Genomic DNA, 25,960 nt, shown 5'->3' on the forward strand with positions numbered 1-25,960 from the left:
CACCCTCACACCGGATTCTGCTCGATCAGCCGCTTGGCGATGATGATGCGCTGGATCTCGTTGGTGCCCTCGCCGATGCACAGCAGGGGGGCGTCACGGTAGAGCCGTTCCACCACGAACTCCTTGGAGTAGCCGTAGCCACCGTGGATGCGCATGGCGTCCAGGGAGTTCTCCACCGCCGCTTCGGAGGCGAAGAGCTTGGCCATGCCGGCCTCGTAGTCGCAGCGCTCGCCGCGGTCGAGCGCCTTGGCCGCCTGCTGCACGAGCAGCCGTGCCGCGGAGACGCGGGTCGCCATGTCGGCCAGCTTCATCGCCACGGCCTGATGCTCGTGGATCGGCTTGCCGAAGGTCTTGCGCTGCTGGCTGTACTTGACGGATTCGTCCAGCGCCGCCTGGGCGACACCGACGCCGCGCGACGCCACGTTGACGCGGCCCAGCTCCAGGCCGGAGATGGCGCAGGCCATGCCGCGGCCCTCGACTCCGCCGATCAGCCGGTCGGCCGGGACGCGGTAGTCCTCGAAGACCAGCTCGGCGGAATCGATGCCCTTGTAGCCCAGCTTCTCCAGCTTGCGGCTGACCTTGAAGCCCGGCCCCTTCTCGGCCAGGAACATCGTCATGCCCTTGTGGCGGGGCTGCGCCGTCGGGTCGGTCTTGACCAGCAGGGCGAAGCAGCTTCCCTGGATTCCGTTGGTGATCCAGGTCTTGGAGCCGTTGATGACGTAGTCGTCGCCGTCGCGCTTGGCCACCGTGCGGATGGCCTGGAGGTCGGTGCCGCAGTCCGGCTCGGTCAAAGCGAGGCCGCCGCGCAGCTCGCCGGTGGCGAAGCGCGGCAGGAAGGCGGCCTTCTGCTCCTCCGTCCCCGTCTTGGTGACGATGAAGGCCATGATCAGGTGCGAATTGATGATGCCGGACAGCGACATCCAGACCGACGAGATGCGCTCGATCATCTTGGCGTAGGTGGAGGGGCGCAGGCCCAGCCCGCCATACTCCTCGGGGATCGTCGCCCCGAACAGGCCCAGCTCCTTCATCCGCTCGACGATCTCGTCGGGGTAGGCGTCGTCATGCTCCAGCTTCAGGGCGACCGGCCGGACATGGCGGTCGAGGAAGCGGTCCACGCTGTCGAGGATCAGGCGGTCCTGCTCGTCGCGTTCCGCGTCGGTCATGCTGGTGTTGGTGTCGCTCATGGCGTGTTTCCCGGAATGAATGGTCAGCGGACGGACGGCGACAGGACGGACAAGGAGTCCGCCGCGCGCGGGCTGGCGTCGAGGCCGAGGACGGCGTCGGCGATGCGCGCCGCGGCGGTCTCGTTCACGGTCATGGCGGCGTTGCCGCGGTACTTGTCCACGATCTCGGCGTTGGACAGCGGGCGGTCGGCGGCGCCGCGGTTGATGTGCTCGCGGTGACGGAGTTCCCGCCCGTCGTCGAGCGTGATGACCAGCTCGCCCGAATAGGCCTTCGGGAAGGGCGAGTCCGGGTCGTGGCGGTAGGACACCTTCGACGCGATGTCGAGGATCGCCGCGTCGCCCAGCGCGTCGTTCTCCAGCTCCGCCAGGGTCAGGCGCCCGCGCACCAGCGCGGCGGCGACCAGGAAGGGCACGCTGAACTGCGCGTCGTAGGAGTTGGAGGGGCGCTTCTTGTTGGCCTCCGGCTCACAGACGGTCTTGACGACCTGCTCGGGCACCAGCGCCTCGATGCGGCGGATGCGCGCGATGTCGAGGCCGTCACGGCGCAGCTCCAGGGCGGCGTCCACGCAGGCGTGGGTGAAGTGGCAGGCCGGATAGGGCTTGATCGCCGTCGCCATCAGCTCCCACGTCTCGCCAAGGCCGGCGGTGGCGATGCCCAACTCGGCACGCCCGGCCTCCTTGCCGAGATAGGCGTTGAACAGGCCGAAGCGGCCCTCGTAGGGACGGGTGACGCCGGTGAAGCCCTCGCGAGCCAGCGCCGCCGCGGTGATGCCCGCCGCCGCCGCCCAGCCGGGATGCAGGCGCTTGTTCCAGGCGCCGTCCTCCAGGAACTCCAGGCTGCCGCTCGCCATCGACAGGGCGATGCCCTGGGCGGCGGCGAGCTGCGCGCGGGTCAGGCCGAGCAGCCGGCCGGCGGCCAGCGCGCAGCCGAACACGCCGATCATGCCCGTCGGGTGGAAGCCCACCTGATGGAAGCCGCCGCGCGCCACCGCGCCGAGCCGGGCCGCCACCTCGACGCCCAGCACATAGGCGCTGACCACGGAACGGCCGTCCGCCCCGGTCATCGCCGCCGCCGACAGAACGGCGGGCATCACGCTGGCGGTCGGGTGGATGACGCCGCCGATGTGGGTGTCGTCGTAGTCGAGACCGTGGCAGAGCAGCCCGTTGACCGTCGCCGCGTCGCGGGCGGGCAGCGAGGCGGGCATGCCGATCACCGGCACCGGCCCCTCCCCCGCCAGCCCGCGCAGCGCGGTCAGCGTCTTGTGGGCGAAGTCGTAGCGCGTCGAGGCGAGCGCGATGCCCACGGCGTCCAGCATGTGGTGCGGCGCGCGGACGCGGACCTCCGCCGGAATGGCGTCGTCGGGGGTGTCGGCGACGAAGGCCGCCAGCGTGTTGGCGATGGAATTGGTGGTCGGATCGGTGGCGGGCATGGTTCCTCCCTTTTGTTCTTCTCGGGCCATCGGGTCGTTCCGGGTTGTCCGGATCAGTCGCCCCGGATCAATCGCCCAGATCAATCGCCGATGCCGTGGCCCCGCTTGGGGACGAGGCTGGCCCGCTCGAAGGTCACGAAGACCGTGCCGTCGGCCTTGTAGCCCTCGGTGTAGGTGGTCACGATGCCCTGGGTCGGGCGCTTCTTGGATTCGCGCACGTCCAGCACCTTGGAGCGCGCGTAGATCGTGTCACCGGGGAAGACCGGGGCGACCAGCTTGATCTCCTTCCAGCCGAGATTGGCGACGGACTTGTAGGAGACGTCGTCCACCGTCATGCCCAGCACCATGGCCAGGGTCAGGCCGCTGTTGACCAGCGGCTTGCCGAACTCCGACTTCTCGGCGAAGGCGTGGTCGCAGTGCATGGGGTGGCGGTTCATCGTCAGCAGGCTGAACTGGATGTTGTCCGCTTCGGTGATGGTCCGGCCGGGGCGGTGCTCGTAGACATCGCCGACGGTGAAATCCTCGAGGTAGCGGCCAAGGTCGGCGACGATGGTCCGCGGTTCCTGAACATCGGGCATGGGCGGGCGTCTCTTGTCTGCGGATCGGAGGGATGAGTGCGGGGCGCCGATCATTTCAAGGTGACATGTTCAGCGCGTGTGATAGCATGTTGTACGTACAAATAACACGCCCCCTCACCCTTGGAAAGCGTTTTCATGTCCAACAATCCGCAGAACGCAGCAACGGCGCCGGATTCGCCGGTCCGCCGCTCCTACCTGTTCGTTCCCGGCGCCCGCCCGGACCGTTTCGCCAAGGCCCTGGGGGCCGGCGCCGACGCGGTCATCATCGATCTGGAGGATGCGGTGGCCCCCGGCGACAAGGACAGCGCCCGCGCCGCCGTCTGTTCCTTCCTGCGGGAACACACCGGCGCGGGCGGGCCGACGGTTTTCGTTCGAACCAATTCGGTGCGCAGCCGCACCGGCCTGCTCGACATCCTCGCTTTGACCGATCTTCCAAACGACGCCGCGCCGCGCTGGGCGGGCATCCTGCTGCCGAAGGTGGACGGGGCCGAGGACGTCCGGCTGGCCGCCGGGCTTCTCGACGAGCGCAACCTCCCCGGCGCGCTCGGCGCGCTGATCGAGAGCGCCGACGGGCTGGAGAACGTGATGGCGATCGCCGCGGCCTCCCCCCGCCTGTCCTTCCTGATGTTCGGCGGGGCCGACCTGTCGGCGGAGCTGCGCGTGCCGCTGGCCTGGGAGCCGCTGGTCCAGGCCCGCACCCGGATCGTCCACGCCGCCGCCCGCTTCGGGCTGGACGCGCTGGACATGCCGTGGATCGCGCTGGACGACGAGGAGGGCTACCGCCAGGAACTGGCGCGCAGCGTCCTGCACGGCTTCACCGCGCGCTCGGCCATCCATCCCAAGCAGATCACCGCCATCCACGACGCCTACACTCCGTCGCCGGAGGCGGTCCTCCGAGCCGGGCGGGTCCTGGCCGCCTTCGAGGCGGCGGGCGGCGGGGTCTGCGTGCTGGACGGCAGGCTGGTCGAGCGGCCTCTGGTGCTGGGGTCCCATCGAATCCTGGCATTGGCCCGCCGCGCCGGAATGCTGTAGCCAGGGATTGCCCGTTCATGCGCCCCGCGCCACCGCCACTTGTCCGGACTCCCATGACCACGCAAGAAACCCCGCCCGCCCCCTTTCCCCTGCTGCTGGCGGAGGTGACCAGCGTCCAGACCGTCGCCACCCTGTCGGTCCTGACGCTGGCAACGGTCGCCCCGCTGGCCGCCGCCTCGCTGGGGGTGGGGTCGGAGGCGGTCGGCTACCAGATCAGCGTCATCTACAGCGCCGCCGCCCTGGTGTCGGCCTTCGCCGGTCTGGTCGTCCGCCGCTGGGGCGCCGGGACGGTGGGCGTCCTGGCGCTGGCTTTGGGGCTGATCGGTTGCCTGGGCCTCGCCACCGGGTCCCTGTGGGTCGCGGCGCTGGCGTCGGTGCTGCTTGGCATCGGCTACGGGCTGGTGAACCCCTCCTCCTCCCATCTGCTGAACCGCTTCACCCCGCCGGCGCGGCGCAATCTGGTCTTCTCGCTGAAGCAGACCGGCGTGCCGCTGGCCGGCGTGCTGGCCGGGCTGACCCTGCCGGGAATCGGCGAGATCGCCGGCTGGCGCGGAGCGGCGCTGGCGGTGGCCGGCATGTTCGCGCTGCTGCTGGCCCTCTTCGCACCGGGCCGCCGGGTGTGGGACGACGACCGCAGCCCCGGCCTGCCGATCCGCGGCAATTTGATGGAGGGGCCGCGGCTGGTCTGGCGGGTGCCGGCGCTGCGCGGCTTCGCGCTGATGGGCTTCTTCTTCTCGGCGATCCAGCTGTCGCTGATGGCCTTCACGGTGAGCATGCTGGTGCACGACCTGCACTGGTCCATCGTGTCCGCCGGGCTGGCGGTGTCGGTGATGCAGGCGGCGGGGGCGGCGGCGCGCATCGGCTGGGGGCTGCTGGCCGACCGGCTGCGCTCCGGCGTGGCGGTGCTGGGCGGGATCGGCGTGCTGTCCGCCAGCGCCGCATTGGCCACCGCCGGCCTGGGACCGAACTGGCCGGTGCCCGCGGTGATCGGCGTGCTGACGGTGTTCGGCATCGCCGCCATCGGCTGGAACGGCGTGTTCCTGGCGGAGGTGGCGCGGGTCGCGCCGAAGGGAACGGCCAGCACGGCGACGGGCGGTGCCCTGATGTTCACCTTCTCCGGTGTGGTCGTCGGGCCGGCGCTGTTCGCCACCCTGTTCAACACAGTCGGCAGCTACGGCGAGACCTTCGCCCTGATGATGGCCTTCCCGCTGGCCGGGGCGGCGGCCGTCCTGTTCTGGTCGCGCCGCAAAAGCTGACGGCGGGGCTCACCACCCATCGCAGCGAGTTGTCCGTACAATAATGTTGGCATACCGCACTGTTTTCCCCTATGATCGTTCGGACAAGCGGGCCAGAAGCGTCCGAACGCAGTCATGGGAGGGAAGCCAATGTTCAATCCGTCACTCTTCAGGCCATTCTGGGCGAAGACGCTGCTGGTCGGAATGACCGTGGCCGGGCTGGCCGCCGGGACGCCGGGGCAGGCCCGCGCGCAGGCGGCGCCGGTCGAGATGGTGATGACGGACGAGATCGCGACGTCCCACTGGACCGCCAAGATGATGGACGAGTATGCGGCCCTCATCGAGGAGCGCTCGAAGGGCCGCATCAAGCCGAAGGTCTTCCATTCCGGCACGCTCTACAAGGACAAGGACGCCGTCGCCGCCCTCGGGTCGGGCGCCGTGCACATGGTCTGGCCGGTCAGCGTGCAACTTGAGAGCATCGCCCCGCAGTATGGCGTGGTGAACCTGCCCTTCGCCGTCACCGACGCCGCGATGTCCAAGCCGGAAACCGCGCAGGAGGTCTCCAAGCTGCTGTCCGGGCTGGTGTCCGACAAGGGCATCCGCGTCATGGGGCTGATGCGCACCGCCGACCTGATCTTCCTGTTCAAGGACAAGGAAGTCGACTCCGTCGGCGACCTGAAGGGCAGCAAGATCCGCCTGACCGGCGGCCGCGTCCTGCAGCTTCTGATGCGCGACTTCGGGGCCAGCCCGGTGTCGATGCCCGCCTCTGAAATGGCGGCGGCGCTGATGCAGGGGGCCATCGACGGCATCTACACCTCCGCCGGCGGCTGGGAGATGGTCGGCACCAACGCCGCCAAGGTCGCCTCGCTGGTGCCGGGCATGAGCCTGCTCACCTACTCGGTCCTGGTCGACGACAAGTGGATGAAGGGCCTGCCCGACGACCTGCGCCAGGTGGTGGAGACGACCACCAACGAGATCATCGCCAAGCAATGGCAGCGCGCCATCGACGCCGACAAGAAGACCATGGACCAGATGATCGCCCAGGGCGGTCGTCTGGCCGTGGCTCCCGAGGCGGAGCAGGCGAAGTTCCGCGAGATCGCGAACAAGGTCAACCAGGACTATGTCCGGCGCTACCCTGAGGTCTGGAAGCAGTATCAGGCCATCGTCGGCAACAAGAGCTGAGGCGATCCCCCTCGCTTCACCTCGCGGTGCGGGCGGCGTTCCGGAAGGGGCGCCATCCGCACCGTTTTTTTTGTGTGCTCAGACCGACCGCATGAGGCCGCCGTCCACCCGGATGTTCTGTCCGGTGATGTAGCCGGCCCCGTCGGAGGCGAGGAAGGCGACGGTCGCCGCGATCTCCTCGCTCTTGCCGTAGCGGGCCATCGGCACGCCCTGGCGCCGCTCCTCGGTCGCCGGAAGGCTGTCGATCCAGCCGGGCAGCACGTTGTTCATCCGCACATTGTCGGCGGCGTACTGGTCGGCGAACAGCTTGGTGAAGGAGGCCAGCCCGGCCCGCGCGACGGCGGAGGTCGGGAACATCGGGCTCGGCTCGAAGGCCCAGGCGGTCGAGATGTTGATGATCGTCCCGCCCTTCTGCCCGACCATGACCGGTGTCACCAGCCGGACCGCCCGGACGACGTTCAGGAAATAGACCTCGATCCCCTTGTGCCAGTCCTCGTCGGTCAACTCCAGCAGCGCCTTGCGCGGGCCGTGGCCGGCGCTGTTCACCAGCGCGTCGATGCGCCCCCAACGCTCCATCGTCCGGCTCACCAGACGCTCCAGATCCTCGGCGGACTGGTTCGAGCCGGTCACGCCGATCCCGCCCAGTTCCTCCGCCAGAGCCTCTCCCTTACCGGAGGAGGACAGCACCGCGACCTTGAATCCGTCCGCCGCGAGGCGCCGCGCCGCCGCGGCCCCCATACCGCTGCCGCCCGCGGTGATGATGGCAACCTTATCGCCCATGATTCGTCATCCCTCTCCTGCCGGAACGGTTCGTCCGTTCCTTCTCTCCTCCTGTATCGCACCGGACGCAGGACGGGGCCAAGGGAAGCGTGCGCGTGCCTTCGGGCGCCGATAAGGACAGCGCCGGATTCAAGGCCGGTCAGAGGGCGAGCAGGAAAGCCAGCGAGGCGATCGGAGCCGCCGTGACGAAGCCGACGGCGACGAAACGCTCGACCGGGCTCCAGGACGCCCAATCCCGCTGAAGCGAGGACAAGAACGACTTCATGATCCCTCACGGACCGACTGATGTTGCAATGCATATAAGATACGGTTTTGGGGGCCGTTCGTGCCAGGGGCGTGGCTTCCGTATCGCGAAATATCGGGGAGTGATGCAAGTCCGCCACAGGCTGGAAAGCGGCACTCCGAAAGGGCTCTGCCGGGCCGGGGCCGTCAAGGGTTGCCCATCGGCCACAGGGACCGATGGGCGGACGGGTCAGGGCGACGCGCCGCCGCTCCCGCCGAACAGGGCGAGGATGCGCGCCGCCGCCAGCTCCGGCAGAATCGAGGCGATGCAGTGCGCTTCGGCCGCCGTGCAGCTTTCCGGCGGACAGGGCGGAAGCGCCGCCGCAGGCCGCAGCACCAGCGCCCGCGCGCACCAGGGGCGGAAGCGATCCGGCGCGTGGAAATGGTTGGGGTCCCCGCCCTCCGGATGGCAGGAGAAGACGGCGACCGGCACCCCCACGGCGGCCCCGAGATGGGCCGGGCCGGAATCCATGGCGATCAGCCCCGCCATCCGCTCGATCACCGCCGCCGCCAAGCGCAGCCCGGTCCGCCCGGTCAGGTCGATAACCCGCCCCGGCAGGGCTGCGGCGATCCGCTCCGCCGCCACCCGCTCCAGCTCCGTGCCGAGAACCGCCACCCGAGCGCCGAGCGCAATCGCCACCACGGCGACCACCGCGGCCAGCCGCTCCGGCGGGTATTCGCGGCGCGAGGCGGCGGCCCCCGGCGCCACGGCGATGATCCGTTCCCCCGCCGCACCGGCCAGCCGACAGGCGGCCTCCGCCCGGTCCTCCGCGGTCAGGTGCAGTTCCACCCCGTCGCCGTCCGGTTCACCGCCGGCGAAGCGCAGCAGGGCGAGGTTCTGCTCCACCTCGTGGCGGCCGGGCGGGGGCGTCAGCCGGTGGGTGTAGGCGCGGTCGAAGCCGATGTTGCCCGAGGCCTTCCAGGGCGTGACCGTCTCGGAGAATCCGACAACGGTGCGGGCACGGCTGTTCGCGGCGAGCGCCGTGGCGCCGTGGCGGTCGAAATCGTAGCGGGGGACCAGCGTCAGGTCGAAGCCGGCGCGGAACGCCTCCGCGAAGGCCGCCGCACCGCCGGGCGTGACGCCGCGCAGATCGATGCCGCCCCCCGGCTTCGGATGGGGAGCCACCACCGCGTCGACATGCGGGTAGGTCTCGGCGAGGTCGGTCACCGCCGGGCGCACCGCCAGCACGATGCGCGCCTGTGGCGCCGAGGCTCGCAGCCCGCGCAGGAAGGGCGTGGCGAGCACGAAGTCGCCCGCCTCGTCCAGCTTCACCACCAGGATGCGCCGGGCGGACGAAAGGTCGAAGACGGCGTCCGTCATGCCGCGCTCATGTCGATGCGGGCAGGCGGCAGAACGGCGCACCAGCGCCTCCACGCCATGCGGTAACCGGCCTCGACCGCCCGGACGTACCCCGTCTCATCCATCAGGGGGGAGCGCGCCATCCGCTCGCGCAAGCCCGCGCGCTGCGCCGCCAGGAAGGCGCGGTCCGTGGCCAGCCGGACGGCGAGCGCCACGTAGTCGTCCTCGCGCTCCACCACCAACGCGCCCAGCCCGACGCTGCCCAGCATCGTGGCGCCCCAGCGCGAGATCATCGCCTCCCCCGCGATGGACAACACCGGCACCCCCATCCACAGCGCGTCGCAGGTCGTCGTGCCGCCGTTGGCGAAGACGGGGTCCAGCGCGCAATCGAGCAACCGATAATCCTCGTAGGGGTCGGGGGCGGTCCCGCGCAGCAGCAGCCGCGATTCCTCAACCCCATGGGCGGCGAAGGCGTCCAGCACCCGCCGCGCCACCCCGCCGCCGGACAGTCCCCGCCACTTCAGCATCAGCCGCGCCTCCGGCACCGCCGTCAGCACCCGGCCCCACAGCGCCAGCGTCGAGGCGTTCAGCTTCGTCAGGTTGTTGAAGGAGCCGAAGGTGAACACCCCCGCCGTCTCCACCGGCGGGCGGGCGGGCGGTGTCGCGGCGGACTCCGCTGGGCGGTAGCACAGCACGCTTCCCGGCAGGCGGATCAGCTTCTCGGTGTGCAGGGCGTCCGCGCTCGCCGCAGCGAAGCGGTGGTCGGAGAACTGGTAGTCCATCGCCGTCAGCCCTGTCGTGTTCGGGTAGAGCGGCAGGCTGACCTGGACCGGCGCCGGGCGGCGGATGAACAGCGGCATGCGGTTGCGCGACATGTGCCCGCCGCAGTCCACCAGCACGTCGATCCCGTCCTCCCGGATCAGCCGCTCCAGCTCGCCGTCCGGCAGGGCCGCGACGTCGCGCCAGCGGTCGGACAGCGCGGCGAAGCGGGCGGTCGCGGCGTCCTTCGGAAGGTCGGCGTAATAGCAGGTCACCTCCACCGCCGACCGGTCGTGGCCTTCGACCAGCGGCAGCAGGAAGTGATAGCCCGGCCCCGGGTAGCGCTGGAAATCCGGCGACAGATAGCCGACGCGCAGGCGGCGCTCCGGGTCGGGGTCCACCGCGGCGAAGCGCGGGACGGCGGGCGGCAGCGGCATCACGGCGCGCTCGAACCGCCGGTGCTCGTCGAACACCGCGCCGAGGTCGGCCTCTTCGGCGAAGCACAGGCAGAACAGCAGGTTGGAGCGCACCTCCGCATCCCCCTGCGCGCGGTCCAGCGCGGCGCGCAGAGCGGCCACCGCCTCGCCATGGCGGCCAAGCGCCATCAGCGCGACGCCCAGGTTGGAGCTGGCCAGCGCCTCCCGCTCCGCCGTGCGCAGGACCAGCGCCCGCCGCAGCAGGGTGAGTGCGTCGTCGAAGGCGCCCGCGTCGATGGCGTGGGAGCCGAGGTTGGTCCAGCCAGCCGCCCCGTCGGGCTGCAAGGCCAGCGCGCGCCGGAACCACGCCCGCGCCTCCTCGGGACGCCTTGCCCGGTGCTGGACGGCCCCGGCGTTGAGGGCATGGCCGGCCTCCTCCGGGTCGGCGCGGACAGCGCGGCGGGCGGCCGCCGCGGCCTCCTCTTCCCTTCCCAAGGCCGACAGCGCCATGCCAAGCCCGGTCAGCGCCGTCGCGGAGTCCGGGGCCAGCGCCAGGGCGTGGCGGTAGCAACGCGGCGCCGCTGCGGGATGCCCCCGCTCCTGCCAGAGGTTGCCGAGCACCAGCAGGGCGTCAGGGGCCGGAGCCAGCGCCGCCGCGCGCTCCAACCACACCGCCCCCTCCCGCCAGGGTCCTGTCGCGGCCAGCGCCGCGCCCAGGATCTTCGCGCCTTCGCCGTGGCCCGGTTCCAGCGCCATCAGCCGGCGACCGGCCTCCGCCGCGCCCGACAGGTCGCCCAGCGCATGGCACAGGCCGGTCACCTGCTCCCGCGCCTGGACGAGCAGCGGCGCCAGAGCCACGGCGCGGCGGAAGGCGGCAAGCGCATCGCGCGGGCGCCCGGCGTCGCGCAGCGCGGCGCCCTGGTTGTAGAGCGCCAGCACCTCGCCGGGGACGAGCGCCGACGCCCGCCCGTACCAGTCCGCCGCCGGACCGGGCCGCCCCAGATCGTACAGCGCGTCGGCCAGCGCGTTGGCGGCCTCCCCATCCTCCGGCGCCAACGCCAGCAGGCGACGGAAGGCCCGCGCCGCTGCCTCCGTCCGCCCCAGTTTGGCGTGGGCGGCGGCCTCCAACCGGTGATGATCGAGGGTCAGCGGGTCGAGGCGGGCGGCGTGGCCGTAGGCATCCGCGGCATCCGCCCAGCGCCCCACCGCCTCCAGCACGCGGCCCAGGTTGAGGCGGAAGACCGGCTGGGCGCCGTCCTTCGCCACGGCCTTGCGGATCAGCACGACCCCCGATTCCGGATCGCCGGTCTGCGCCGTCAGCAGGCCCAGCAGATGCAGCGCGTCGCTCTGGTCCGGCATCTGGCGCAGCACCCGCTCGTAGAGGGGCCGCGCCTCCGCCAGCCGTCCGTTCTGGTGATGGACGACGGCCTGCGCCAGCGTCTTCTGGAGCGTGGCGGGGGATGAATCGCGGCTGGCGCTCATGACGGTCCGTGTGTTTGGCCCGCTGACGGGATTTGGGGGACAGTGCTTCGGGACGCGCAGTGTAGCGCGCCCACGCGGCCGCGGGTACGAATGCCTTGACGCCGCCCCTTGACGCCGTCGGGGTCGACCGGCCGCAAATTTTCGCTCCCGACCGCGCAGGAGGTCCCAAGCGCCCGCGTATCACCACCAACAGGGTTCCTGGAGCCGGCCGGACGGCCCCAGATTCAGGCCAGGACCCGGGAAGGAGCAGAGGATGGCCGCGTGGCGGTGATCGACGAGGATGACGACGAATCGCTGATGGCTGAAACGGCCGTGGGGAACCGGGCGGCCTTCGACCGGCTGACCCGCCGTCACCTGCGCCGGAGCCTCGCGCTCGCCCACCGGGTGGTCGGCAACGCGAGCGACGCGGAGGAGGTCGTGCAGGACGCCTTCCTGCAGATCTGGACGCACGCCGACCGCTGGCGCGGTGACGGCACCCGCTTCTCCACGTGGCTTTACCGCATCGTCGTCAACCGCTCGATCGACTACCGACGCCGCAGGAGTTTCCAGCCGCTCGACGACGCGGTGGAGGTGGCCGACCCGGCCATCGGCGCCGACGGGCTGCTGGCGGAACGCCAGCTCGGTGCGGCGGTGGACGCGGCGATCGCCGCCTTGCCGGAACGGCAGCGGGCGGCGCTCAGCCTGTGCTACTACCATGAGATGAGCTGCGCGGAAGCATCGGAGGTTCTGAAGGTCTCGGTTTCGGCCATGGAAAGCCTGCTGGTCCGGGCGCGGCGTATGGTCCGCACCCGTCTCAACTCCCTGATCCGTCAGAAGGACGGCGACGAGAAATGACACTCAAAGAGTTTAAGCGCTTCGCCGACCTCTACGGCGGCGACATCGACCGCTGGCCCGCGACGGACGGCGTCGATGCCCTGACCCTTCTTGAAGACTCCGCCGAGGCGCGGGCCATCCTGGCCGACGCCGCGGTGCTGGACACCCTGCTCGACCGCGCCGCTCCGGCGGTGGACGAGGACAGCGTGCGGCGGGTGATGGACGGCATCGCCGCGCGGCTCGACGCGCCGCCGGTGGAGCGCCTCCCCGCCCCCTGGACCCTGTCGGCACCGCCCATCCGCTTCTGGCCGGCCGCGGGATTTCTCGCGGTCATGGGGATGACGGGATTCCTCGCCGCTGCCCAGGGAGTCCTGCCGGTGCACCCCCCCCAGGCGAACGGTTACGCGGAGGTGGTGGTGAACAGCAGCTATCTGGGGGCGATCCGATGAGCCGTCCCATCGCCGGTCCAGCCGCCCCGCGCCGTTGGCCCTGGTACCTGCTGGTCGGCTCGCTCGGCATGAACATGCTGTTGGGCGGCATCCTGGCCGCGCAGGCGCTGCACCTCATGCCTCCACCGCCGCCGCCCGATCCCGGCCAGGGAATCGCACGCTTCGTCGAACGCGCGGAGCGTGCGCTGTCGCCTGCCGACGCGGCGATCCTGCGGCGCGGCTACGAGGCGGAGCGCACGTCGATCGAGCGCATGCATCAGAACATGGAGGCGATGCGCCGACAGCTTCACGACAGCATGCAGGCCCCCGCCTTCGAGCCGGAAAGCCTGCGGCGCGCGCTCGAACAGGCCCACGCCGCCGAGGCTGACCTGCGCGGCCGTCTGGACAACCGGGCGATCGAGGTGCTCAGCCAATTGTCGCCCGAGGGACGCCGCAAGCTGCTGGAGATGGGACCACCCCGTTGAACCGTCAGGCCGCCTCCCCGCCGGGCGCCAGCCGGGCGGCGGCGTTCGCGGCCCCCATGGCGAGTGCCGCCTCGCGGGCGGTCAGACCGCGGGCGTCCCGCGCGTCGGGGTCGGCGCCGCGGGCCAGCAGAAAGTCCACCATGTCCACCCGGTCGAACATGGCGGCGGTCATCAAAGCCGTCCGCCCGTCCGGCCCGCAGCCGTCCACCGCGGCCCCCTCCTCCAGCAGAACGCGCAGCACCACGCCGTCCCCCTTGAAGGCGGCGGCGGCCAGCGGCGTCTGTCCGCGGTCGTTCGCCAGTTCCGGATCGGCGCCGTGACGCATCAGGTTGCGGGCCAACTCGGCATGGCCATGATAGCTGGCCAGCATCAGCAGGCTGTCGCCCTTGTCGTTGCGCAGGTTGGCCGGCAGGCCCATCTCCAGCAGCTCCGTCAGTTCGGCGGTGCCGCCGGATCGCGCCCAATGGAACAGCTTGCCGGCGAAGGCGATGGTGTCCTCGTCGAGTTCCCTGCGCGGCTCCCCCTGCGCTCCCATGGCGGCGCCCCCCGGTCCAGATTTCCGCTCAAACCGGGGAAACAGCCGCCGCAGCACTTTGTTGCGCCCTCTCGTCGCGCGCCTCCTCCAGCAGCCAGCCGCGGAAGACGGCGACGGCGGGGCGGTCCTGCATGCCCTCCGGACAGACGAACCAGTAGCTGCCGGACGACGCCTCGATCTCCGGAAAGGGCAGAACGAGCCGGCCCGCCGCCACATCCTCGGCGCACAGCATACGGTCGGCAACGGTGGCGCCCATCCCGGCGGCGGCGGCCTGCATCGCCGGGTCCATGGCGTCGAACACCGCGCCCTGGCGCAGCGCCTCGAAGAAGGGCAGCCCCGCCGCGGCCAGCCAGGCCCGCCAGTCCTGCCCCTCCGAACAGCCGTGCAGCAGCGGGATGGCGCCGAGGTCCATCGGCACCCGCAACCGCTCCGCCAGGGCCGGCGGGCAGACCACGGTCAGGCGCTCCGGCAGCACCTCCACGGCGGAGAAGCCCGGCGGCACCTCCCGGCAATAGGGGATGGCGGCGTCAAATTCCTGCGGGTCGAACTCCAGCCCGCTGCTCCAGGCGACGGTCACCCGCACCTGCACGTCGGGGTGCCGCGCCTGGAAACGGACCAGCCGCGGCATCAGCCAGCGGATGCCGAAGGAGAAGGCCACCTTGATCCGCAGGTCCCTTCCCCGCGCGGCCAGCCGCGCCGCCGTCCCGGCGATGCGGTCGAAGGACTCCGACAGCACGGGCAGCAGGGCACGCCCGTCGTCGGTCAGTTCGACCCGGCGGGTCAGCCGCCGGAACAGCGGCACGCCCAGCCACTCCTCCAGCCCCATGATCTGCCGGCTGACCGCGCCCTGCGTCACGCACAGCTCGTCCGCCGCTTTGGAGAAGCTCTCGTGGCGGGCCGCCGCCTCGAAGGCGCGCAGGGCGTGAAGGGGCGGCAGGGCACGCCGCATGGAAGGCTCCATGGATGACTTTTGCTCATCCATCTTATGAGAAAGCATGGTTTGTCGTCCACAAACCGACGCGCGATTTTCGGGCTTCGAGGAATGACCGACCGGCGGGAGGGCCGCATGACGAGCATGAGCGGAACGCACGACAAACGGCGCAGCGGAACGACCGCCGGCCCCACCGCCGGCTCCTGGCTCTCCCGCCTGACCGGCTGGCGCGAGCGGCGGGCCTTGCGCCGCGCCCTGGCCCGCATGGACGCGCATCTCTGGGCCGACCTCGGCTTCGACGAGGCAGCGGCGCGGGAGGAGATGGACAAGCCATTCTGGAAAGGGTGAGCGGGCCGGCGGTTCAAGGCCGCCGGTAGGCGCTGCCGTCCTCGGCACAGGCGGGCGTCTCGACGTAGGTTCCGTGGTCCGGCACGGCGATCCGGTCGAAATCGCGGGCAAGCTCATGGAGCGCCGCCCGCATTCCGCCTCCACGCATGGCGGGACCGTGGCCGGTGACAACAAGTTCGGGCTCCAACCCCGCCAGCAGAACCACCGAGTCCCGCGCCTTCTGCCAATCCGTCGTGTAGTACATTGGCGGGCCGTGCATCTCCGGGTCCTGCACCGCCACGGCGTAGGCGGATTCCTGGCGCGTCGTGATGAAGGCGTCGCCCGCGATGAGGCTGCGGTCCGCCGCGCGCCAGAAGGAGACGTGTCCAGGGCTGTGCCCCGGCGTCGCGAGCCAGCGCCATCCCGGCATGCCCGGCACGCTGCCGTCCTCCGGAAGGCGGCGCAGCCGGCCGCCCACATTCACCGGCCCGCGGGGGTAGAGCGGCGCCATCAAGGACATCAGGCCGCCGCCGACCGACGGATCGGGCGGCGGATAGGACGCGCTGCCGTCGAGATAGGGATGCTCCAGCCCGTGGGCGTAGACCGGCGCGTCCCAGCGCTCGGCCAGATCCTCAAGGGCGCCGACATGGTCGAAATGCCCGTGGGTCCTCACGATGGCCGCGGGTCGCGAGTCCGGCCCGAAACGCTCCTCCGCCGCCTTGGCGATGAGGCCCGCCGTGCCCATGACGCCGGTGTCGATCAGCACCCATTGCCGGTCGCGGCTGGGCCGATCGCCGGGCCGGTCGCCACCCCCCGGCGCGCCAACGAAGACGACGTTGACGATGGCAAGCCGCCGGTAGGCCATATCAGAGGCGATCTCGTGCGTGCCGTCGTCGCGCGCCCGGTCCCGCTCCGGATCGTCGGCACGCCCCGCGGAGTCGAGAGGAATCTGCCGCGCCATGCGCCGCCCTCCGTGCTGCGATGGGTGAGGGTCGGCACCGCTCACCGTTCGTAGGCAAACTGCAGGTGGCGGCGAAGGTTCCCCAACGCAGGGTGGTGGCGGCTACTCCATCGGCTGGTCGAGCGGGCGGCCCATCGCCCCGCCCGCCGCAGCCCCCAGCGCGCAGCCCAGCGCCGCGGCCGGGCCGGTCGCCGGCAGGGCGGCCCCGCCGGTCGCCGCACCCGCCGCGACGGCGCCTGTCGCCCCCATCGCCCCGCCGGCCAGACAGCCGAGCGTCAGCCCCGCCACCGTGTGCCGGTTCTGGTACAGCGGGGCGCCGCCGAGAATGATCGCGCGCTCAGCCCCGTCGCGCAGCCCGTCCGCACTGTCGGACAGCCAGCCGCGCCACTCCGATGTTGGCGACGCGGCCTGGGCCACTGGTGCGGCCATAAGCACGAGCGTGGCGAGACCCGCCACCGCGAGAGGTCGGCCCGTCCTGTGTCGCATGGGAAGCTCCTCTTCCAGGCCGTGAGGATACGCCATCGCGGCCGGAACGCCGTCCCGAAAGCAGGGATGAGCGACCGCCGACCGGGCTACTCCCTTCACGTCGTGCCTGTAGTAGATACTTACTGCCACACAAACAATCCGCATCACTAACATTTACGCTGGAGCCACCAACCGGAACGGAGCCAGCCCCCATGGCCAAGGCCATCCACATGATGATCCGGGTCCTCGACGAGGAACGGTCGCGGGACTTCTACGCCCGCGCGTTCGGCCTGGAATGCGCCGACCGCTACGCCTTCGACGGCTTCACCCTGGTCTATCTGCGCAACGCCGAAAACGACTTCGAGATCGAGCTGACCATCAACCACGGCCGCAGCGAACCCTACGCCCACGGCGACGGCTACGGCCATCTGGCCGTCTGCGTCGAGGATCTGGACGGGGAACACCGGCGCTTCACGGCGCTCGGCTACGGCCCCAACCCGATCAAGGAGTTCGCGCGGGACGGCGCGCTGATGGCCCGCTTCTTTTTCGTCCAGGACCCCGACGGCTACAAGATCGAGGTCCTGCAGCGTCACGGCCGCTACCGCTGACAAAGGCGCGGCCCCCTCGAAGCAAAAATCATAATCGGTCTTGGGAGGAAGCCATGCGTTCTCCGACGAGCACAACAGCAAAACCCGCCCCGAACCCCACCATGCATCGGCGCGCCTTCCTGGCGGCCTCGGCCACCGCCGCCGCGGCGACGGCCATCCTGGTGTCGGGCGGGGCGATCCTCTGCCCGCGCGAGGCCTGGGGGTATGAGACCAAGGCCCTGGCGCCCGACACCATGCGCTCGCTGATCCGGGTGTCGCGGGACATCTACCCGCACGACCGGCTGGCCGACCGCTTCTACGCCGTCGCCATGAAGGCGCAGGACGAGAAGGCGGCCGCCGACGCCGCGCTCAAGGAGCTGTACGAGTCCGGCATGGCGAAGCTCGACCGGCTGGCCAAGGCCAAGCACGACGCCCCCTACGCGGAGGTCGGCTGGGAGGCCGACCGGGTCCGCCTGCTGCACGAGATCGAGGCCGATCCGTTCTTCCAGACGGTGCGCGGCGGGCTGGTCACCGGGATCTACAACAACCAGGAGGTCTGGCCGCTCTTCGGCTACGAGGGCGAGAGCGCGGCCAAGGGCGGCTACATCGACCGCGGGTTCAACGACATCGAGTGGCTCTGACCACCGTCTCGGGAAGGATGTTTCAGCCATGGCAGCGAAATTCGACCTGAACGACGACAGCGTCGTGGTGATCGTGGGCTCCGGGGCCGGCGGCGGCACGCTGGGCACCCAACTGGCGCTGAAGGGCATCAAGACGGTGATCCTGGAAGCTGGCGGCCGCCACAACATGGAGGATTTCCAGAACGACGAATGGGCCAGCTTCGCCCAGATCTCCTGGCTCGACCCGCGCACCACCTCGGGAAGCTGGCGGGTGTCGCGGGATTTCCCGGGCCTGCCGGCCTGGATCGTCAAGGCGGTCGGCGGCTCCACCGTGCATTGGGCGGGTGCGGCGCTGCGCTTCCAGCCGCACGAGTTCAAGACGCGCACGACCTACGGCGAGGTCGCCGGCGCCAACCTGCTGGACTGGCCGATCACGCTGGAGGAACTGGAGCCGTGGTACGCCAAGGCGGAGGATCGCATGGGCGTCACACGCACCAACGGCATCCCCGGCCTGCCCGGCAACAACAACTTCAAGGTCCTGAAGGCCGGCGCCGACAAGATGGGCTACACGGAGTGCCACACCGGCAACATGGCCATCAACTCGGCGCCCCGCGACGGGCGCGGGAGTTGCCAGCAGATCGGCTTCTGTTTCCAGGGCTGCAAGTCCGGGGCGAAATGGTCGACCCTGATCGCCGAGATCCCCAAGGGCGAGGAGACCGGCAAGCTGGAGGTCCGCGCTAACGCCCAGGTGCTGAAGATCGAGCACGACGCCAAGGGCAAGGTGACCGGCGTCGTCTACGCCGACAAGGACGGGGCGATCCAGCGCCAGAAGGCCCGCATCGTCGCGGTGGCCGGCAACTCCATCGAAAGCCCCCGCCTGCTGCTGAACTCTGCGTCCTCCCTGTTCCCGGACGGTCTTGCCAACTCCTCCGGCCAGGTGGGGCGGAACTACATGCGTCACATGACCGGCTCGGTCTACGGCGTGTTCGAGAAGCCGGTGCGCATGCACCGCGGCACCACCATGGCCGGCATCATCCGTGACGAGGCGAAGAACAAGCCCGACCGCGGCTTCGTCGGCGGGTATGAGATGGAGACCCTGTCGCTCGGCCTGCCCTTCATGGCCGCCTTCCTCGACCCCGGTGCCTGGGGGCGGGAGTTCACCTCGGCGCTCGACGGCTACGACCATATGGCCGGCATGTGGCTGGTCGGCGAGGACATGCCGCAGGAGAGCAACCGCATCACCCTGCACGCCGACAAGAAGGACAAGCACGGGATGCCCGTCCCCAACGTCCATTTCGACGACCACCCCAACGACGTCGCCATGCGCCAGCACGCCTACCGGCAGGGCATGGCGCTGTATGAGTCGGTGGGGGCGACCCGCAGCTTCCCGACGCCGCCCTACCCGTCCACCCACAATCTGGGCACCAACCGGATGAGCGAGAAGGCGCGCGACGGCGTGGTGAACAAGTGGGGCCAGACCCACGATGTGGCGAACCTGTTCGTGTCCGACGGTTCGCAGTTCACCACCGGCGGCGCCGAAAATCCGACCCTGACCATCGTCGCGCTGGCGCTGCGGCAAGCCGACTACATCGCCGGCCAAATGACCAAGAACGCGATCTGACCGCTGCTCTGTCCCATTATTCGGGACGCCGCGCGGATTACAGCCCCTCTCTTCCGGACGGAGGAGGGGGGCACTCTTTTGCGCTCAGGCCGTCTCGCGTTCTTTTTCCGGGGCGGTGAAAGAGGTCGGAATGCCCGCCGGAAGGACGGCGGCGGCCACCGCAGCGAAATCGGTGCGCGCCTCTCGCTCCAGTTCTTCCACGCAGGGGCGGTGGCCCTTCACTTCCTGGGCGTAGGTCAGGCAAGCGCAGCGCAGCAGGCCGGCGAAATTGCGCCGCTCCACCCCTCGGGCCAAGACTTCATCGTGCAACTTTGACAAGAAGCGGCCCAGAGAGACGCCCTGCATCGCCGCGATTTCCTCCAGCGCGTCCCAGAAGGCCGCTTCCAGACAGACACTCGTCGAATGACCGCTGAGGCGGACCCGCCGGGTTACCATGCGGAAACGCTCCGGGTCCTGACCGGCAAAAATTCGGCACATCCCTCGTCTCCTTCCAAACTTCCCCGACTCCTTGAATGCACTATGAACGGAAAATCCGTAATGCGCATTAATTTCTGAAAGACGGAACCCGCTCAGGTCGAGTGAAGAGAGAGACACATCACCAAATCCGCGCGCATCGAAAAGGACTGGAGACGCGCAGTCTTCCCCGGATACCACCCCCGCCCGCTGAAATATGCGCTTACCTCAGCCAACCCGGCGCAAAAGAACGAGCGTTGAAAATATGGGGAACCGTTTTCCGCAACGCATTTCTGTCACGGAACCCACCCCTGCCGACCCCGTTATTGGTTTCCGGTTTTCGACGTCACTCCGCTGCGCCGCAAAAGTCCACTGTATTCGTGGCGAATTCCCCAGCGGCAATCCGATGACACGTCATTGATGAGAGGATGGACACATGAGTTGGGCCGGCCAACACCAGTTCCCAATCGGCAGAAACCGAAAAAGAACACGTCCGACCGCCGACTCTCCGCATTCCAAAACCATCGACATCGCATCGCAGACCCTGATCTGCTTCTCGCACCTGCGCTGGAGCTTCGTTTATCAGCGTCCACAACATCTTATGTCGCGATTCGCGCGCGACCACCGCGTGCTGTTCGTCGAGGAGCCGATCCACAACGACACGCCCGAGCCCTGGCTGGACGTGCGCGAGGATGAGGGCGTCCTCGTCCTGGTGCCCCGCCTGCCCGCCGGCGTGGACGGCGAGGCGGCGGTCACCGCCCAGCGCCAGCTTCTCGACCGTTATCTGGCCGAGGAGGGGGTGACCGATCCGATCCTCTGGTACTACACGCCGATGAGCCTCGGCCTGTCCGGCCATCTGCGCGGGGCGCTGGTGGTCTACGACTGCATGGACGAGCTGTCGGCCTTCCACGGCGCCCCGCCGGAACTGGTCGAGCGCGAGCGGCAGCTGATGGCGCGGGCCGACGTGGTGTTCACCGGCGGCGTCAGCCTCTACGAGGCCAAGCGCACCCTGCACCCCAACGCCCACGCCTTCCCCAGCAGCGTCGACGTCGCCCATTTCGCCGCCGCCCGCGGCATCGTCGAGGAGCCCGCCGATCAGGCGGCCATCCCGCACCCGCGGCTCGGCTTCTACGGTGTTATCGACGAGCGGCTGGACATCGCCCTGCTCGACGCCGCAGCCGCGGCCCGGCCCGACTGGCAGTTCGTCCTGGTCGGCCCGGTGGTGAAGATCGACCCGGCCGACCTGCCCCGCCGTCCGAACATCCACTATCTCGGTCCGAAGAGCTACGACGACCTGCCGCATTATCTGGCGGGCTGGGACGTCGCCCTGATGCCCTTCGCGCGCAACGAATCCACCCGCTTCATCAGCCCGACCAAGACGCCGGAATATCTGGCCGCCGGGCGCCCGGTCGTCTCCACCTCGATCACCGACGTGGTGCGCGGCTATGGCGACAGCGGCGTCGTGCGCATCGCCGACGCGCCGGAGGAATTCGTCGCCGCCGTCGAGGCCGCCCTGGCCGACACCGCCGACCCGGAGCGCCTGCGCGCCACCGCCGACCATGTCCTGCGCGACATGTCCTGGGACAGGACGCAGGGCCGCATGAAGACGCTGATGGAACAGGCCCGCCAGCGCGGACGCGCCGCGCCGCCGGCCCATCGCCCGGCTCCCGCGATCCACCATCCGGCCAAGCACGCCAACGGGCGCGCCGCCGGCCGCCGCTCCGGCTTCGACTATCTGATCGTCGGGGCGGGCTTCGCCGGCAGCGTGCTGGCGGAACGGCTGGCCGCGGGGCTGAACAAGCGCGTCCTGCTGATCGATCGGCGCCCGCACATCGGCGGCAACGCCTACGATCACTACGACGATGCGGGCGTGCTGATCCACCGCTACGGCCCGCACATCTTCCACACCAATTCCAAGCCGGTCGCCGACTACCTGTCACGCTTCACCAAGTGGCGCCCCTACGAGCACCGCGTCCTGGCGCGGGTGGACGAGCGGCTCGTCCCCATCCCGATCAACCGGACGACGGTCAACCAACTGTACGGGCTGGACCTCGACGAGGCCGGCGTGGCGGAGTTCCTCAAAAGCCGGTCGGAGCCGGTGGCCGACGTCCGCACCTCGGAGGACGTGGTGGTCGGCGCGATCGGGCGGGAACTGTACGAGAAGTTCTTCCGCGGCTACACCCGCAAGCAGTGGGGCCTCGACCCGTCGCAGCTCGACAAGGCGGTGACCGCCCGCGTGCCGACGCGGACCAACGACGACGACCGCTATTTCGGCGACAGCTTCCAGGCGATGCCGCTGAACGGCTACACGCGGATGTTCGAGAGCATGCTCGACCACCCGAACATCAAGGTGATGCTGAACACCGATTTCGACGACGTGCGCGACGAGATCGCCTACGACCGCATCGTCTTCACCGGCCCGATCGACGAGTATTTCGGCCACCGCTTCGGCAAGCTGCCCTACCGCTCCCTGACCTTCCGGCACGAGACGGTCGACCAAGAGTGGTTCCAGCCCGTCGCCGTGGTGAACGAGCCGTCGGAGGCGGTGCCCTACACCCGCGTCACCGAGTACAAGCACCTGACCGGGCAAAGCCACCCGAAGACCAGCATCACCTACGAGTATCCCTCCGCGCAGGGCGATCCCTACTACCCGATCCCCCGCCCGGAGAACCAGGAGCTGTTCCGCAAGTACCAGGCGCTGGCCGACGGCACCCCGGACGTGATCTTCCTGGGCCGGCTCGGCACCTACCGCTACTACAACATGGATCAGGTGGTGGCGCAGGCGCTGGCGGTCTATGCCCGCCTGGAGAAGGAGGAGCAGCAGAGCCGCGGTCTCGCCGCCGCCGCGCGGGCCTTCGGCTCGCTGGGCGCGGAGCGGGAAGTGCGGGTCGCGGGGATGGGGGATTAGGAGGAGCTGCGCGCATCCTTGCCCCCACCCTTCCCACGGCTTCGCCGCGGGCCCCTTCCCTCCCCGCTTCGCAGGAGAGGGGAGCTTAATCCCCTCCCCTGCGCAGCGGGGAGGGTTAGGGAGGGGGGGCAATGCCTCCCCGACTCCCCGCCCTCCACGAAGAGCACCCCATGCACACCCCCACCCTGTTCGACAGCGTCTTCCTCGGCGGTTTCGAATGCTCGACGCACCGGCGGCACGACGGGCGCCGGCTCGACCTGATCGCGGCGACCGGCCACGACCGGCTGGCCGCCGAGGACTACCGGCGCATGGCCGCCCACGGCCTGCACAGCGTGCGCGACGGCGTGCGCTGGCACCTCATCGAGACCACGCCGGGCCACTACGACTGGTCCAGCCTGCTGCCCATGGTCCGCGCGGCGCGGGAGGCCGGGGTCCAGGTGATCTGGGACCTCTGCCATTACGGCTGGCCGGACGACATCGACATCTGGCGGCCCGCCTTCGTGGAGCGCTTCGCCCGTTTCGCCGGGGCCACCGCCGCCTTGCTGCGCGATGAGGGCGTTGGTGAGGGCGTGGAGACGCCCGCCTATTGCCCGGTCAATGAAATCTCCTACTGGGCCTGGGCCGGCGGCGACATGAAGCGCTTCATCAACCCCATGGCCGAGCGCCGCGGGGCCGAACTCAAGCACCAACTCGTCCGCGCCAGCATCGCGGCCATCGACGCGATCCGCGCCGCCGACCCGCGCGCCCGCATCGTCCAGGTCGATCCGGTCATCAATGTGCTGCCACGCCCCGACCGCAAGGGCGACGCCGGAGCTGCGGAGGAGGCTAGGCTGGCCCAGTACGAGGCGTGGGACATGATCGGCGGCTACGCCTGGCCAGGGCTGGGCGGCAAGCCCGAGTATCTGGACGTCATCGGCGTCAACTACTACTCCGACAACCAGTGGTTCCTGAAGGGCGGCACCATCGGACGCGACGACCCGCGCTACCGCCCCTTCGCCGACATCCTGGCGGAGGTCCACCAGCGCTACGGCCGCCCGGTCCTGGTGGCCGAAACCGGCGCCGAGGGCGACGCCCGCGTGCCCTGGCTCGACTATGTGACGGGGGAGGTGATCACGGCCTTGAAGGCCGAGGTGCCGGTGGAGGGCGTCTGCCTCTACCCGATCCTCGACTATCCCGGCTGGGCCAACGACCGCCATTGCGAGACCGGCCTCTACGGCCTGTGCGACGAGCAGGGTGGGCGTTGCCTGTATCAGCCGCTGGCCGCCGCGTTGGAGCGCGGACAGGCCCGCATCGGCGCGCTGCTCGGCCAGCCGCAATCCACCCGGCCGGAACTCCAGGCGGCTCAATGAGCGGTTCGAGCAAGGACACCATCCCGGACCGTCCCGGCCGCTTCCTGATGCGCTACATCCGGCGGCGGCCCTGGTCGTTCGGCGGGCTGTTCTCGGTGATCGTGGCGGCGGCGGGCTGTGCGGTCGCCGTGCAGTACGGGATGAAGCTGCTGATCGACGCCATGGCCTCTCCCGACCGGGCGGCGGCGGATGTCTGGACTCCGCTCGGCCTGTTCCTCGGCTTCATCGCGGCGGAGAATGTGCTGTGGCGGCTGGGCGGCTGGCTTGGTTGCCGGACCGTGCTGGCGACCGGCGTCGACATGCGGCTGGACCTGTTCCGGCACCTGACCGGCCATTCGATGCGCTACTTCTCGACGCATCTGGCCGGGTCGCTGGGTAACCGCATCGCCGCCACCGAGAACGCCGCCACCACCATCTTCCGCACCCTGACCTGGAGCATCGTCCCGCCGGTCACCGATTTCCTGGGGGCGGTGCTGGTGCTGCTGACCATCCATTGGGGCATGGCGGCGGCGTTGGTGATGTTCGCCGTGGTGGTCGCCGTCGCCATCGTCGGGCTGGGGCTGCGCGGCCGGACCGTCCACCACGCCTTCGCCGAGCAGTCCGCCCGCACCAACGGCGAGCTGGTCGACGTCGTGTCCAACGTCTGGACGGTGAAGGCCTTCTCCGCCCGCGGCCGGGAGCGCGAGCGCCTGCGGCAGGCCTTCACGGTGGAGGCCGGGGCGCACCGCCGGAGCTGGATGCATCTGGAGAAGACCCGCGTCGTCCATGACGTCTGCCTGTGGGTGATGGCCGGATCGATGCTGCTGTGGGCGCTGCTGCTGTGGCGGGACGGCACGATCACCACCGGCGATGTGGTGATCGTCAGCGCGCTCACCTTCCGCATCCTGCACGGCTCCCGCGACCTCGCCTTCGCGCTGGTCACCGCCACCCAGCAGGTCAGCGCCATTGATGAGAGCCTGCGGGCGATCGCCCGCCCCCACGACGTGCTCGACCCCGTTCCCGCCGAACCCGCCAAGCCCGGCGGCGGCGCCATCGCGTTCGAGCGGGTCTCCTACCGCTATCCCGAAGGGCGCAAGGTGCTGGAGGATTTCAGCCTGACCATCCCGGCCGGGCAGAAGGTCGGTCTGGTCGGCCCGTCGGGAGCCGGCAAGTCCACCATCATCAGCCTGATCCAGCGATTGGACGACGTGCAGCGCGGCGACATCCTCATTGACGGTCAGCCGCTGACCACGCTCGCCCAGGACGACCTGCGGGCCAAGATCGCGGTGGTGCCCCAGGACATCGCTCTGTTCCACCGCCCAATCCTGGAGAACATCCGCTACGGCCGCCCCGACGCCAGCGACGAGGAGGTGTTCGAGGCCGCCCGCCACGCCTTCTGCGACGGCTTCATCCGGCAGTTGCCGGAGGGCTACGGCACGCTGGTCGGCGAGCGTGGCGTGCGGCTGTCGGGCGGGCAGCGGCAGCGGCTGGGCATCGCCCGCGCCTTCCTGAAGAACGCGCCGATCCTGATCCTCGACGAGGCGACCTCGGCCCTCGACACCCAGTCGGAGCAGGAGATCCAGGCGGCGCTGGCCGATCTGGCCCAGGGGCGGACGGTGGTCGCGGTGGCGCACCGCCTGTCCACGGTGTCGGCCTTCGACCGCGTGCTGGTCCTGGTGGACGGCCGCATCGCGGAGGACGGCCACCCCACGGAGCTGCGGCGGCGCGGCGGACTTTTCAACTCCCTGTGGCAGCTCCAGGCGCAGGGCTTCGCGGCGGAGTAAATGACGTCCCCCGCACCGTGGCGCGGAGGCCGCATCAGCCGGAACGGTTAGGGA

At 70.1% G+C, this 25,960-nt stretch carries 25 protein-coding genes; 13 read left to right on the top strand and 12 right to left on the bottom strand.

The genetic code is table 11. The features are described from left to right. Positions 1 to 5 precede the first annotated feature (5 nt). From ACWPXE_RS29195 to ACWPXE_RS29205, 3 genes are all read right to left on the bottom strand, one after another. Positions 6 to 1,184 (bottom strand): acyl-CoA dehydrogenase family protein, encoded by a 1,179-nt coding sequence (locus tag ACWPXE_RS29195; RefSeq protein WP_454020632.1) that lies wholly within the window; start codon positions 1,182 to 1,184, stop codon positions 6 to 8. Between the two features lie 23 nt (positions 1,185 to 1,207). Further along, the gene (locus tag ACWPXE_RS29200) at positions 1,208 to 2,614 is read right to left on the bottom strand and encodes an MmgE/PrpD family protein (RefSeq protein ID WP_454020633.1); all 1,407 of its coding nucleotides are present in this window, start codon (positions 2,612 to 2,614) and stop codon (positions 1,208 to 1,210) included. Positions 2,615 to 2,694: 80 nt separating this feature from the next. After that, positions 2,695 to 3,192, bottom strand: a complete 498-nt coding sequence (locus ACWPXE_RS29205; protein WP_094306085.1) for a MaoC family dehydratase — start codon at positions 3,190 to 3,192, stop codon at positions 2,695 to 2,697. 135 nt (positions 3,193 to 3,327) lie between these two features. On the opposite strand from ACWPXE_RS29205, the gene ACWPXE_RS29210 reads away from it, so the two are divergent. From ACWPXE_RS29210 to dctP, 3 genes are all read left to right on the top strand, one after another. Then, positions 3,328 to 4,224, top strand: coding sequence for an HpcH/HpaI aldolase/citrate lyase family protein (locus ACWPXE_RS29210; protein WP_454020634.1), 897 nt, complete (start codon positions 3,328 to 3,330; stop codon positions 4,222 to 4,224). Between the two features lie 53 nt (positions 4,225 to 4,277). Next, on the top strand, positions 4,278 to 5,480 hold the full coding sequence (locus ACWPXE_RS29215) for an MFS transporter (protein ID WP_454020635.1): 1,203 nt from the start codon (positions 4,278 to 4,280) through the stop codon (positions 5,478 to 5,480). A 129-nt stretch (positions 5,481 to 5,609) separates the two neighbouring features. Next, positions 5,610 to 6,641, top strand: coding sequence for a TRAP transporter substrate-binding protein DctP (dctP, locus tag ACWPXE_RS29220; protein WP_376995330.1), 1,032 nt, complete (start codon positions 5,610 to 5,612; stop codon positions 6,639 to 6,641). A 78-nt stretch (positions 6,642 to 6,719) separates the two neighbouring features. On the opposite strand, the gene ACWPXE_RS29225 is transcribed toward dctP, so the two are convergent. The 4 genes from ACWPXE_RS29225 to ACWPXE_RS29240 form a co-directional block, all read right to left on the bottom strand. Continuing rightward, positions 6,720 to 7,421 carry an SDR family oxidoreductase gene (locus ACWPXE_RS29225; RefSeq protein WP_454020636.1) on the bottom strand — a complete coding sequence of 234 codons (702 nt, stop codon included), beginning with the start codon at positions 7,419 to 7,421 and terminating at the stop codon, positions 6,720 to 6,722. A 139-nt stretch (positions 7,422 to 7,560) separates the two neighbouring features. Beyond that, positions 7,561 to 7,686 (bottom strand): hypothetical protein, encoded by a 126-nt coding sequence (locus ACWPXE_RS29230; RefSeq protein ID WP_280526488.1) that lies wholly within the window; start codon positions 7,684 to 7,686, stop codon positions 7,561 to 7,563. A gap of 207 nt (positions 7,687 to 7,893) precedes the next feature. Then, the gene (locus ACWPXE_RS29235) at positions 7,894 to 9,024 is read right to left on the bottom strand and encodes a glycosyltransferase family 9 protein (RefSeq protein WP_454020637.1); all 1,131 of its coding nucleotides are present in this window, start codon (positions 9,022 to 9,024) and stop codon (positions 7,894 to 7,896) included. Beyond that, on the bottom strand, positions 9,021 to 11,660 hold the full coding sequence (locus tag ACWPXE_RS29240; RefSeq protein ID WP_454020638.1) for a tetratricopeptide repeat protein: 2,640 nt from the start codon (positions 11,658 to 11,660) through the stop codon (positions 9,021 to 9,023). Before ACWPXE_RS29240 ends, ACWPXE_RS29235 begins: the two co-directional genes overlap by 4 nt. Before the next feature lie 108 nt (positions 11,661 to 11,768). Between ACWPXE_RS29240 and ACWPXE_RS29245 the strand changes: the two genes are divergently transcribed. From ACWPXE_RS29245 to ACWPXE_RS29255, 3 genes are read left to right on the top strand one after another with little or no spacing between them, the layout of a single operon-like run. Then, positions 11,769 to 12,494 (top strand): RNA polymerase sigma factor, encoded by a 726-nt coding sequence (locus ACWPXE_RS29245; RefSeq protein ID WP_454020639.1) that lies wholly within the window; start codon positions 11,769 to 11,771, stop codon positions 12,492 to 12,494. After that, positions 12,491 to 12,922 carry a hypothetical protein gene (locus tag ACWPXE_RS29250; RefSeq protein WP_454020640.1) on the top strand — a complete coding sequence of 144 codons (432 nt, stop codon included), beginning with the start codon at positions 12,491 to 12,493 and terminating at the stop codon, positions 12,920 to 12,922. The genes ACWPXE_RS29245 and ACWPXE_RS29250 overlap by 4 nt, the downstream gene beginning before the upstream one ends. After that, a complete protein-coding gene (locus ACWPXE_RS29255) occupies positions 12,919 to 13,386 on the top strand; it encodes a periplasmic heavy metal sensor (RefSeq protein ID WP_454020641.1) in 468 nt (155 codons plus the stop codon). Before ACWPXE_RS29250 ends, ACWPXE_RS29255 begins: the two co-directional genes overlap by 4 nt. Positions 13,387 to 13,390: 4 nt before the next feature. Here ACWPXE_RS29255 and ACWPXE_RS29260 read toward each other — a convergent pair whose 3' ends face one another. Together ACWPXE_RS29260 and gcvA are read right to left on the bottom strand one after the other, a co-directional pair. After that, on the bottom strand, positions 13,391 to 13,921 hold the full coding sequence (locus ACWPXE_RS29260) for an ankyrin repeat domain-containing protein (protein ID WP_454020642.1): 531 nt from the start codon (positions 13,919 to 13,921) through the stop codon (positions 13,391 to 13,393). Positions 13,922 to 13,949: 28 nt separating this feature from the next. Beyond that, entirely contained in the window at positions 13,950 to 14,870 is a 921-nt protein-coding gene (gene gcvA, locus ACWPXE_RS29265) for a transcriptional regulator GcvA (RefSeq protein ID WP_454020643.1), read from the bottom strand. 117 nt (positions 14,871 to 14,987) lie between these two features. Between gcvA and ACWPXE_RS29270 the strand changes: the two genes are divergently transcribed. After that, positions 14,988 to 15,200: a DUF1127 domain-containing protein gene (locus ACWPXE_RS29270; protein WP_454020644.1), complete on the top strand. Its 213-nt coding sequence runs from the start codon at positions 14,988 to 14,990 to the stop codon at positions 15,198 to 15,200. Positions 15,201 to 15,213: 13 nt separating this feature from the next. Here ACWPXE_RS29270 and ACWPXE_RS29275 read toward each other — a convergent pair whose 3' ends face one another. Continuing rightward, positions 15,214 to 16,140 (bottom strand): MBL fold metallo-hydrolase, encoded by a 927-nt coding sequence (locus ACWPXE_RS29275; protein WP_454020645.1) that lies wholly within the window; start codon positions 16,138 to 16,140, stop codon positions 15,214 to 15,216. A 102-nt stretch (positions 16,141 to 16,242) separates the two neighbouring features. Then, complete coding sequence (locus tag ACWPXE_RS29280; RefSeq protein WP_454020646.1) at positions 16,243 to 16,626, bottom strand: hypothetical protein; 384 nt, start codon at positions 16,624 to 16,626, stop codon at positions 16,243 to 16,245. A gap of 191 nt (positions 16,627 to 16,817) precedes the next feature. Here ACWPXE_RS29280 and ACWPXE_RS29285 point away from each other — a divergent pair, with 191 nt between their 5' ends. From ACWPXE_RS29285 to ACWPXE_RS29295, 3 genes are read left to right on the top strand one after another with little or no spacing between them, the layout of a single operon-like run. Further along, complete coding sequence (locus ACWPXE_RS29285) at positions 16,818 to 17,213, top strand: VOC family protein (RefSeq protein WP_014200037.1); 396 nt, start codon at positions 16,818 to 16,820, stop codon at positions 17,211 to 17,213. Positions 17,214 to 17,266: 53 nt separating this feature from the next. Then, positions 17,267 to 17,833 carry a Twin-arginine translocation pathway signal gene (locus ACWPXE_RS29290; RefSeq protein ID WP_454020647.1) on the top strand — a complete coding sequence of 189 codons (567 nt, stop codon included), beginning with the start codon at positions 17,267 to 17,269 and terminating at the stop codon, positions 17,831 to 17,833. Between the two features lie 28 nt (positions 17,834 to 17,861). Continuing rightward, positions 17,862 to 19,433 (top strand): GMC family oxidoreductase, encoded by a 1,572-nt coding sequence (locus tag ACWPXE_RS29295; protein ID WP_454020648.1) that lies wholly within the window; start codon positions 17,862 to 17,864, stop codon positions 19,431 to 19,433. Positions 19,434 to 19,517: 84 nt separating this feature from the next. On the opposite strand, the gene ACWPXE_RS29300 is transcribed toward ACWPXE_RS29295, so the two are convergent. After that, entirely contained in the window at positions 19,518 to 20,027 is a 510-nt protein-coding gene (locus ACWPXE_RS29300) for a ribbon-helix-helix domain-containing protein (RefSeq protein ID WP_454020649.1), read from the bottom strand. Positions 20,028 to 20,487: 460 nt separating this feature from the next. Between ACWPXE_RS29300 and glf the strand changes: the two genes are divergently transcribed. From glf to ACWPXE_RS29315, 3 genes are all read left to right on the top strand, one after another. Beyond that, entirely contained in the window at positions 20,488 to 22,794 is a 2,307-nt protein-coding gene (gene glf, locus ACWPXE_RS29305) for a UDP-galactopyranose mutase (RefSeq protein WP_454020650.1), read from the top strand. A gap of 170 nt (positions 22,795 to 22,964) precedes the next feature. Next, the gene (locus tag ACWPXE_RS29310) at positions 22,965 to 24,143 is read left to right on the top strand and encodes a beta-glucosidase (protein WP_454020651.1); all 1,179 of its coding nucleotides are present in this window, start codon (positions 22,965 to 22,967) and stop codon (positions 24,141 to 24,143) included. Beyond that, entirely contained in the window at positions 24,140 to 25,906 is a 1,767-nt protein-coding gene (locus tag ACWPXE_RS29315) for an ABC transporter ATP-binding protein (protein WP_454020652.1), read from the top strand. Before ACWPXE_RS29310 ends, ACWPXE_RS29315 begins: the two co-directional genes overlap by 4 nt. Positions 25,907 to 25,960: the final 54 nt, after the last annotated feature.

Source organism: Azospirillum sp. Marseille-Q6669 (genome assembly GCF_965111635.1).

Coding starts and splice junctions, on each gene's coding strand:
- ACWPXE_RS29200 (WP_454020633.1), bottom strand. CDS start 2,614: ATGCCCGCCACCGATCCGACCACCAATTCCATCGCCAACACGCTGGCG.
- dctP (WP_376995330.1), top strand. CDS start 5,610: ATGTTCAATCCGTCACTCTTCAGGCCATTCTGGGCGAAGACGCTGCTG.
- ACWPXE_RS29315 (WP_454020652.1), top strand. CDS start 24,140: ATGAGCGGTTCGAGCAAGGACACCATCCCGGACCGTCCCGGCCGCTTC.
- ACWPXE_RS29255 (WP_454020641.1), top strand. CDS start 12,919: ATGAGCCGTCCCATCGCCGGTCCAGCCGCCCCGCGCCGTTGGCCCTGG.
- ACWPXE_RS29225 (WP_454020636.1), bottom strand. CDS start 7,421: ATGGGCGATAAGGTTGCCATCATCACCGCGGGCGGCAGCGGTATGGGG.
- ACWPXE_RS29235 (WP_454020637.1), bottom strand. CDS start 9,024: ATGACGGACGCCGTCTTCGACCTTTCGTCCGCCCGGCGCATCCTGGTG.
- ACWPXE_RS29260 (WP_454020642.1), bottom strand. CDS start 13,921: ATGGGAGCGCAGGGGGAGCCGCGCAGGGAACTCGACGAGGACACCATC.
- ACWPXE_RS29195 (WP_454020632.1), bottom strand. CDS start 1,184: ATGAGCGACACCAACACCAGCATGACCGACGCGGAACGCGACGAGCAG.
- glf (WP_454020650.1), top strand. CDS start 20,488: ATGTCGCGATTCGCGCGCGACCACCGCGTGCTGTTCGTCGAGGAGCCG.
- ACWPXE_RS29230 (WP_280526488.1), bottom strand. CDS start 7,686: ATGAAGTCGTTCTTGTCCTCGCTTCAGCGGGATTGGGCGTCCTGGAGC.
- ACWPXE_RS29210 (WP_454020634.1), top strand. CDS start 3,328: ATGTCCAACAATCCGCAGAACGCAGCAACGGCGCCGGATTCGCCGGTC.
- ACWPXE_RS29285 (WP_014200037.1), top strand. CDS start 16,818: ATGGCCAAGGCCATCCACATGATGATCCGGGTCCTCGACGAGGAACGG.
- gcvA (WP_454020643.1), bottom strand. CDS start 14,870: ATGCGGCGTGCCCTGCCGCCCCTTCACGCCCTGCGCGCCTTCGAGGCG.
- ACWPXE_RS29290 (WP_454020647.1), top strand. CDS start 17,267: ATGCGTTCTCCGACGAGCACAACAGCAAAACCCGCCCCGAACCCCACC.
- ACWPXE_RS29215 (WP_454020635.1), top strand. CDS start 4,278: ATGACCACGCAAGAAACCCCGCCCGCCCCCTTTCCCCTGCTGCTGGCG.
- ACWPXE_RS29280 (WP_454020646.1), bottom strand. CDS start 16,626: ATGCGACACAGGACGGGCCGACCTCTCGCGGTGGCGGGTCTCGCCACG.
- ACWPXE_RS29250 (WP_454020640.1), top strand. CDS start 12,491: ATGACACTCAAAGAGTTTAAGCGCTTCGCCGACCTCTACGGCGGCGAC.
- ACWPXE_RS29205 (WP_094306085.1), bottom strand. CDS start 3,192: ATGCCCGATGTTCAGGAACCGCGGACCATCGTCGCCGACCTTGGCCGC.
- ACWPXE_RS29240 (WP_454020638.1), bottom strand. CDS start 11,660: ATGAGCGCCAGCCGCGATTCATCCCCCGCCACGCTCCAGAAGACGCTG.
- ACWPXE_RS29275 (WP_454020645.1), bottom strand. CDS start 16,140: ATGGCGCGGCAGATTCCTCTCGACTCCGCGGGGCGTGCCGACGATCCG.
- ACWPXE_RS29270 (WP_454020644.1), top strand. CDS start 14,988: ATGACGAGCATGAGCGGAACGCACGACAAACGGCGCAGCGGAACGACC.
- ACWPXE_RS29295 (WP_454020648.1), top strand. CDS start 17,862: ATGGCAGCGAAATTCGACCTGAACGACGACAGCGTCGTGGTGATCGTG.
- ACWPXE_RS29310 (WP_454020651.1), top strand. CDS start 22,965: ATGCACACCCCCACCCTGTTCGACAGCGTCTTCCTCGGCGGTTTCGAA.